Source organism: Blautia intestinihominis (assembly GCF_040096655.1).
Lineage (GTDB): Bacteria > Bacillota > Clostridia > Lachnospirales > Lachnospiraceae > Blautia_A > Blautia_A intestinihominis.
On sequence record NZ_JBBMEI010000106.1, the window covers coordinates 1 to 7,962 of the forward strand.

Annotated in this window: 6 protein-coding genes; 1 reads left to right on the forward strand and 5 read right to left on the reverse strand. The window is 39.4% G+C overall.

Going from position 1 to position 7,962, the window contains the following annotated elements:
• Positions 1-223: 223 nt before the first annotated feature.
• The gene (locus tag WMO75_RS17935; protein ID WP_227222748.1) at positions 224-1,363 is read right to left on the reverse strand and encodes a hypothetical protein; all 1,140 of its coding nucleotides are present in this window, start codon (positions 1,361-1,363) and stop codon (positions 224-226) included.
• A gap of 738 nt (positions 1,364-2,101) precedes the next feature.
• Here WMO75_RS17935 and WMO75_RS17940 point away from each other — a divergent pair.
• Positions 2,102-2,647: an SMI1/KNR4 family protein gene (locus WMO75_RS17940; RefSeq protein ID WP_195456769.1), complete on the forward strand. Its 546-nt coding sequence runs from the start codon at positions 2,102-2,104 to the stop codon at positions 2,645-2,647.
• A 241-nt stretch (positions 2,648-2,888) separates the two neighbouring features.
• Here the strand turns inward: WMO75_RS17940 and WMO75_RS17945 are convergent, their stop codons facing one another.
• From WMO75_RS17945 to WMO75_RS17960, 4 genes are all read right to left on the reverse strand, one after another.
• Positions 2,889-4,682 carry a DUF4209 domain-containing protein gene (locus WMO75_RS17945; protein WP_173744219.1) on the reverse strand — a complete coding sequence of 598 codons (1,794 nt, stop codon included), beginning with the start codon at positions 4,680-4,682 and terminating at the stop codon, positions 2,889-2,891.
• Between the two features lie 123 nt (positions 4,683-4,805).
• On the reverse strand, positions 4,806-6,188 hold the full coding sequence (locus WMO75_RS17950) for a DUF6034 family protein (protein ID WP_227222746.1): 1,383 nt from the start codon (positions 6,186-6,188) through the stop codon (positions 4,806-4,808).
• Between the two features lie 110 nt (positions 6,189-6,298).
• On the reverse strand, positions 6,299-7,558 hold the full coding sequence (locus WMO75_RS17955) for a sensor histidine kinase (protein ID WP_227222745.1): 1,260 nt from the start codon (positions 7,556-7,558) through the stop codon (positions 6,299-6,301).
• 2 nt (positions 7,559-7,560) lie between these two features.
• Positions 7,561-7,962, reverse strand: a 402-nt coding sequence (locus WMO75_RS17960) for a winged helix-turn-helix domain-containing protein (protein ID WP_349078657.1), incomplete at its 5' end; no start/stop codon positions are given.

A 7,962-nucleotide genomic window follows, 5' to 3' on the forward strand; every position in this document is an offset into this window, starting at 1 on the left:
ACAAAGAATGGACAACCCGGAGGGGCAGGTTACTTACCCTATTTACATAGGACGGCTGGGCTACCTACCAGCTCTAGCATATCTTAAAAATATGCATTGCGTTTTTATCTTGTTTTTATCATATAAAGTGCAATATCACACAATATATCCTTACAATTTATATATTCTAATTCCTATAGTAAATCTATACAATCATCTTTTCCATTGATAGTACGAGATGATTTTAACATAATACTTTATCTGCTTTCAACACATAATCATGGGAACATATAATTCTGCTTCTCTGAATGATATCACCTCTAACAGAACAGTTTCCTTTTGCACAGCCTTCTATCGGTGTAAAATTTTCGCAGGAACCACATTTTCTGCATTCCTTTTTCATTCCACGTCCATCGCACCGGATCATTTCATAACCAACAATGTATTTTTGCAGTTCATCTTCCGGGATTGTTTTTTCCAGCTTTTCCCCTGCATCATTTCTCAGTTCAAAATGAATATCCTTGCCATTTATGTCTGCTTGCAAGGCTATATTATTATTTAAGAGACCTTCCTCGTTTAACTCATTGATTTCTTCACAATCCAGATTTTCAATAAATTGCAAAATATCTTCCATTATGTCCACAGACAAGCCATATCCTCCAGAGCTGTATTCATAGAATATATTTCCATAATAATCGCCTTCTTTTAAGGTTATCGCAATCACATAGTCCCTGGATTTGTAATCATCAGATAGATCATGGTACATTTTTGTCTTCTCCTTATACTGATATCTGTTCTGGTTTTCTTCCCTATACTTTTCATTTTTTATTTTATCGACTGCATTTTGTTTTTCTATCTTTGCTTCCATTGCAGCATAACCATTTTGCTTAAATTTTTCTATCAGCTCGTCCCCATAACAATCACGAAATTCTTCTCTACATTTCTTTAATGCATCCAGTTGTGTAGATAAAAACTCATCAAAGAAGCTTTCCGGAATATGTAGCCTGCTTGAAAATTGTCTTTTTCTCTTTGGTATCGTTCTTTGAGTGCTGGCATATCCCAATACTCCCATAGACACATCTAACACCCCTGCTAGTTCTACCGAATTTAATTCATATACTTTTTCAATCGCATCATAAATATTTATTTCTACACCGACTCCCTGTTCATCCTGTTGTAAAAGATCCAGAAATTTTTCATAACTTATTTTACATTGATCATAAGGTTTCTTAATATACCAAGGTGCTTTTTTCGTAATCTCGGTATAATACTCCAAAGAAGCTTCCCAGTCATCGCACTCTTCGCCTTCCTTGCATGTAGTATACATGCCGCACACACCATTGGAATCAAATCCACACGTTTTACAAATCTTATCAATTCTCACACTTATCACCTCTCAATCCATCAACATTTTTCTGCATAGATAAATTTTTTCATCAATTCTTTCCTTGTAATTATACACTTTTTCTGCTGATATTGCTATCTGCAAGGATATTTGAACTTACTATTGAACTCTTCTTACTGAAAAATATAGATACTCAATTTGAATATTTTTTTCGACAATTACGTAGTATTTCTGTCTGAAGATTCTTATTGTCCTTTTTGGGGGCTTATAAATAAATTTTATTATATATTTATATGATTTTATACTGAAAACTTCAAAATAGAGATACTATATTTATATTCAAGGAAAAGAAATCGAAAATATGCACAACATTACCATTTTTTCCAAATACGATCTTTTTTACCTAATTACTCAAATCTTACAGTATCTGTTTTCTAGTAATATTATGTTTTTTCATAGCCTTATAAATGCTCAAAAAATCATTGAAAAAACCGTAAAACGTGCTATAATTATTCTCCGTTATTGAGCAAAGTACTAATTGACATCCAAATATTTTTCAGAAGGACAATTATGCGTAAAAAATGAATTAAGAATAATACTTATGTGAACGTTATTGCTTACATTGATAATAATCGTCAATTTTAGCATTTTTGCGTCAAATCAAAATATTGATTAATCTGATATAAAAATATCCTCATTACATGATAAAGAGAGATTATCTTTGAATGTCGCATCATTAGGCAATGACTTCTTGTTTAAAAATTAGTAGGAGATATAATGGAAGATGTAAATGCAATACACAGAATTTTCAAAAATTTAAAATATGAAATGGATAATAATGGTTGGGTCTATCAATGGCATTTAGGTGATGAAGAACCTATAAAAGTAACTCATAAATTTTACCCACCTGTATCCTCTGAAGAATTTCAGTTATTTGAAAAACACTTCCCCAACATGAAACTTCCCGCTTCGTATAAAGCCTTTTTATCTTGTTCAAATGGAATGGAGCTTTTTTGTGGAGAAGAGGGTAGTTCTCTAGTCAGCTGTACCATCTACTCTTTAAAAGAAGCTCTTAATCAAAAAGAGGTTTGGAATAATACACCCATTTTATCTGATCCAGAATTCACCTATCATCTTCCCGTTCTTTTTCTGCAAGATATAGGTGATATAACCATGGATTTACAAGCTGTATTAGAAGGTAGAGAAGATTATTTATGTTATCCAGCTCCTGACACCGATCGTTTTAACCTTCCTTTTAATGAATGGTTGGAGCGCTATATTGTATGCCAGGGACATGAATTTTGGTTTTTCTTAAATCCGTAACTACCAAAATACTTTCTCTATATTTTTATTTAAAAATATATGTTTATGAAAAACACTCTGACTACTAATAAGTTGGAGTGTTTTTATAATTCATATTATATTTATAGATTTACTCTCAGTGCTACACATTCCGGGGGTTGAGGCCGTCCCCAAAGTGCGTTTTGATATCCAAACGCTATGCTTGCCAGATACTTCCGAACACTTTTTAAGGAAACCATACCATCCGTCCAACCATTTTATATTAATTCTCATCCATATTATCTTTCTTCTCCATCAGCTGTTTCAGCTTTTTATTTATTTTGCTTCTATTCTCCTCCTGTAATTTTCCGCAGAATAGATAGCAAAATTTCAGTGCAAACCACCAGATATACAAAGCTTTAAAGCTCTGGAATGCCTGATCATCCAGCATTCCATGTGCCACATTGTTGCGCATGTTAAATCCAAATTTTGAACAGAAAATCGTATTTAAAGCAAATATAAGGTCTTCATCCAGGCTTTCTTTTACTCCTTCCAATTCTAAGACAGCGTGCATTGGTTTTACTTCTTCAATCCCTTCTTCATTCATGTTGTAAACAGGTTCTCCACATTCCACTGCCAGATATCTTACTGCATTTTCTATCTGTGGAATCAGGATACTTAGCGCCGTCAAAAAATCTCCTGAAAAGCCAAACATAAGACCCTTGGTATACGATTCTTTTCTCCCCTCTGGAATCGCACAACTTACATCTACAATCTTTTTTACATCACTCTCTTCGATCACAAATCTGGAACGAATATATTCAAACGTATTTCTCACCAGAATCTGTGCAAAATAATCCATCTCCATGGCTGCTGTCCGCTCCATATTATCCTTAAGCGCACCTTCATCGATTGTTCCATCAGGCTTTTTCACAGGCCTGCTTTTAGCAATTAATTTTCCTCCTTTTCCAAGGATTGCCGCTGGAAATATCGTGTTCAGGATCCCAGTCCTATTTAATACTTGATTCTTTACCTTTTCTCTTACCGGAATCGGAAGAAATGAAGCAAAATAACATAATGCCTCTTCTTTATCAAGATCTTCCAGTTGGCGGAACAGTTCTTTTACAATGCCGCTGGCATCCTGTTTATCACTCCATACCATCATCTCCGAAAGGGAAGCTTCTTCTATCTGTGCTATTTCCTGCAACAGTGCCTTTCTTTCTTCTTCCGTACCCTGTATGGTCTTTAACAACTGAATAACCTCTTTCAAATAGTGAATCTTTCTCATTAAATTTCCTTTGGAAGAGGCCCCGGCATATTCAGCCTCCATCCGGATAGCCTGAATCTTACGTCTTCGTATCGCAATCAGTTTAGGTTCAGTAATACACTTTTTCTTCTGCCAGTTATTTTTTCTGCAATAGAGTTCTTCCAACAGATCACAAAACTTACCAATGAGCGGTGCATCACAGCTATTATCATCGTAAGTTTTCAAGATATTTTCCACATAAGGGATCAGATATCCTGTATCCACTTTTTCCTCCATGGCAGTTTTTATCAAATATCCAATTTTTGCGTGGCTGCTGTTATCATACTCTTCTAATACTTTTATCAGCAGATTCTTTCGCACCTCTTCATTGATTTCCTTGCTTCGGATTTTTTTAGAGATAAACAAGATCCGGTTTATAGCCATGATATGATCTGCAAATGCACCGGTGTTCTTCAAGTGTTCGTAATAAGCCGTTTCTGCTATTTTAGCATTTGAAAAATCATTTTCCACAACCCATAAAAAATCCGATATCTTTGCCTTGTTGATCGGTGCGATGGGATAGCTTCGGATTTCCTCCAGCAATGCCTGATACTCTTCTCTATTTATATCTTTCCGATTCCAAATGCTGCGGGCATAGGAAAACGGTACGTCTTTAGGCGTATCAATCCATCGTTCCACAATAATATCCACCAGAAGATTCCTGAATTCCCCATCCATCGGTCCGCAGAAATCTGTCAGTGCTTTCTCTGCCGTTTGAAAATTAGGTTCTTTTAAAATCTCTGCGATCCGTTCTGCCATTTTTTCTGCCATACATATTCCTCCAACCTTTTTCTATAGGAAAAGTATAACGTATTTTTCTTTTTCCTGTAAAGCAGAAAGACCTGAAAATCCAGGTCTTTCGGTCATCATTGATTAGAAATTGAAATTCACACTCTATTTTATATCCTTGGAACCCATAGAAGCCGCCCATCCAGCCTGAATCCTTTGTATTACGCTTCCATCCCGTGCATCGATCGTAAGGAGTGGAACACCTGCAGCATCCATCGTCACGTCTCCCATGACCGGTCCATCCTCCCCATTTCCGTACTCATACTCTGGCTCTTTGGATGTCCAGGTTCCATAAAAATCCCACACCGGGATCAGGACTGCTTCGGTATCGCTGCCTTCACTGTCTGGCATGCACATATAACCCAGCTGTACCTTTGTTATGGTTATCTCCGCACTCTGTGCATCAATGGACGGATAACGGTAGTGGCTTCCTCCATCGACAGAGATCAGCCGATTCTTGTCTTCTGTCATGACCTGCAAAGTGATCGTTTTTTCAAAGATATCCTTGACCTCATCAAAAGGAAGTAGGAACAGCCTTTCATCGGAAGCATTCGATGCTTCTATGGGATTTCGGTGCAGAAAACTCTGAAGTGTCCCACTGCAAAAGTCCATCGTCAGTACTTCATTTTCCCATCCTTCAGACTGTCCTTCATGAAGTGTTCCATCTTCGTTTTCCCATTCAAGAGCCTGTTCATTAACAGGCAGAGAGGTTTCCCTCACATAATTAACCGGAACCCCGTCTATCATCCGTTCAAAAATGAAGTCATCTTTTTCCAGGGTAGTGCTTCCTTCAGTAAGTGCTTTTGAGGAACTTTCAAATATCTCCCAGTTTCCGGACACAAGACCTGAAACCTTCTCCTTTGCTTCCTTTTCAGATACTTTCCCGCTTCCTGCCTTTATATAATTTTGAAAGCGTTCTTCCCTTTCTTTTTTCTCACTCGATTCCAGGGTCATGTCTCCACAATCGTCAAAGATAAACTTCGCTATCCCAAATCCGAGTTCCTCCACATCCGATACCTGCTCACTCTGTGTATAAGAATACCGATAGGTCAGTCCATCTACTGTATATGTCCCCGCCTGTTCGTTCTCATTCTTCTCTTCCTGCATGGGCTGTCCTTTTCCGAATGTGTCTTTTATTTTATTCTGTTCTTCTTCAGGAATCGCCACCCTTTTTACTTTTTTTAAACAGATTGCATCTACATCCGGGACTTTTACCGGTGCATCCGCTGTCAGGGTAAAATTCATCGGGGTTTCTTTATCCTCCCGGTCCGCTGATCTTAGATCTGCTTGGATTGTTGTCTGGTATGTTTCCGGTGCCTCTACCTGTTCTGCGACGGTTTTCTGAACTGTTTCCTTTTTCTCTTCATTTTTCTGTTCTGTCTGATTCTTTTCTTCCACAACAGCAGACTGGACAACACGGTCACATCCGGATAATGTCAAAAGATTCATACACAGAACGGCTCCCATAAACATTCTTATTTTCTTCATCCTTTTTCCATCCTTTCCTTTCGGTATTAAAAAAGGTACCCTCTTCTTATGAGAAAAGAGTACCATATTGCTTCGCCGATGTATTCATCAAAATGTAAACAAATTGTAAATCAGAAGATGGCTCTTACCGTGGTCCCCTCTCTCTGTCTGCTTTCGATTTTCAAGCATCCGCCATGGATTTCAGCCACCTTCACACAGAGTGCCAGCCCAAGTCCGGATCCGCCTTCTTTTCGGCTTCGTGATTTGTCCACCATATAGAATGCATCTGTGATCTTTCCCAGTTCTTCCCCCGGGATCCCCATTCCGGTATCCGACACCTCAAAGATCTTTTTTCCAGCTTTCTCATAAGCCTTTACCCAAATGCTTCCACCGGCATCCGTAGCCTTTAGGGCATTGTCGATCAGGTTTATCAGAAGGCTTTCCATCAGGGCCGGATCCATTTTCATGGAAAAAGCTTCACATTCCATCCTGAGGTGCACCGTTTTCTTTTCTGCCTGTTCTTTTTCCATGTCTATGACATGGTTTAAAAGATCACCTGCCGTGGTCATTTCCATCTGTATGGCATGGTTCTGATAAAGCCCCAGCATCTGCAGCATCTTCCCGGAAAGAGCCTCCAGGCGTTTTCCCTCCCGGTTGATATGTTCCAGTGCCCGGTCTTTCTGTTCGTCTTTCAGCTTTACATGACGCAGGGTATCCGAATACCCGATAATGGATGTTAACGGGGTACGCATTTCATGGGAAAGTGCCCCCATGAGCAGCTCCTGTTTCTCTGCCACTTCCTGTAGCTTCTCCATCTGTTCCACAGTTCTTCGCATCATCATATAAATAAAAAGGCCGGCGATCAGGAACACAGACAAATAAATTCCCAAAAACCAGACAGCGGTCTGTCTCAGCTCTGCAAAAAGCCCTGTGACTTCCCGAACAGAGAGGACTTCGTATCCTTCCGGTCTGGATAATGGTTCCAGCTGGAGAAGGAGGTATTTCTGTCCCAGTTTCTGTATCTTGTAGGCATAAGGATCTCCTTCATCCTTTAAGCCTAAGTTTTCGAGCCCCACAACTTTATAATCTGTCAGGTTTTCAATGACGGCATTGCTTTTTCGGTCGATGAGAGCCATGCCTTCCCCACAGCATCGCTGGAACTGAAAGCCCATATAAGCCCGCTTTCCAGTCTCGGACATCTGCTCATATTTGCTGTTATCCCAAAATTGTTCCAGGAGTATCTTGCCATTTTCCAGCTGTCTTCCGTAGGTCTCTGCAGCATTATTGAGGCTTCGTTTTCCTGTGATATAAAGACTTAGCGTTCCCACTGGGATCAGGGCACATAATAGCGTTACCAGCATAAGAAGTACCGTTCGTTTCCACAGCTTCATCCTTATTCCTCCAGACGGTATCCAAGTTTCGGGATCGTCCTGATCTCATCATAAAGTTCCAGCTTTTTTCTGAGCTGTCCGATATGGACATCCACCGTCCTGCTTTCTCCCAGGTAGTCTTCTCCCCAGACCCGTTTTAACAGTTCTTCCCTTCCAAGCGCAATATTCTTATTTTGCAGGAGCAGCACAAAGAGGTCATATTCCATTGGCTTTAGGCTTACCGGAAGCCCGTCTTTGTAGACCTGATGGCTTTGCATGTCCACCAGGATGTTCCGGACCGTTAAGACTTTCTTGGCCCGTCCCGTCCTCTCCAGTACCTTCTCAATGCGTACCAGAAGTTCCAGCATCTCAAAAGGTTTTACCATATAATCTTCCGCACCCAGCTTTAATCCCTTCACCTTGGA

Bases quoted from the DNA above. Each gene is read 5' to 3' on its own strand.
- WMO75_RS17940 (WP_195456769.1), top strand. From the start codon at position 2,102: ATGGAAGATGTAAATGCAATACACAGAATTTTCAAAAATTTAAAATAT.
- WMO75_RS17945 (WP_173744219.1), bottom strand. From the start codon at position 4,682: ATGGCAGAAAAAATGGCAGAACGGATCGCAGAGATTTTAAAAGAACCT.
- WMO75_RS17950 (WP_227222746.1), bottom strand. From the start codon at position 6,188: ATGAAGAAAATAAGAATGTTTATGGGAGCCGTTCTGTGTATGAATCTT.
- WMO75_RS17955 (WP_227222745.1), bottom strand. From the start codon at position 7,558: ATGAAGCTGTGGAAACGAACGGTACTTCTTATGCTGGTAACGCTATTA.